The sequence below is a fragment of the Lactiplantibacillus sp. 7.2.4 genome (assembly GCF_018991185.1).
Classification (GTDB): Bacteria; Bacillota; Bacilli; order Lactobacillales; family Lactobacillaceae; genus Lactiplantibacillus; species Lactiplantibacillus pentosus.
In genome coordinates, this window is sequence record NZ_JAGYGS010000179.1 from 1 (window position 1) to 366 (window position 366).

Sequence of the window (366 nt, forward strand, 5' to 3'; positions counted from 1 at the left end):
TCAATCATTCTGGACTGGGTTCATCGATTTGAGCGGCGAGGTATTGAAGGTTTAAAAAACCGGTCAATGTCCCAAGAATATTCTAGTCAGTTCAAAGTCGATGTATTAAACTGGAAGAAACGAAATCAAGCTTCGCTTCCAGTGACTGCCCTACACTTTGATTTGTCGTCGCCAAGTACGATTTGGCAGTGGGAAAAACACTTCCAGGAATCTGGAATAGCGGGACTTGAGCGCAAACGAGGGAATCCTAAGACCATGGCCAAACACAAGCAGAACAACCCCAAACCCGAAAAATCACAGACTCCAGCCGCAGAATTGAAGCAGCTAAAACAAGAGAATCAAATGTTAAAAATAGAAAATGAATTC

1 protein-coding gene is annotated in these 366 nt (G+C 42.9%); it reads left to right on the top strand.

Features of this window, described 5'->3' with window-relative positions; translation table 11 throughout:
• The coding region (locus KGF70_RS17100; RefSeq protein WP_216786536.1) for a helix-turn-helix domain-containing protein at window positions 1–366 on the top strand (366 nt) is incomplete at both ends.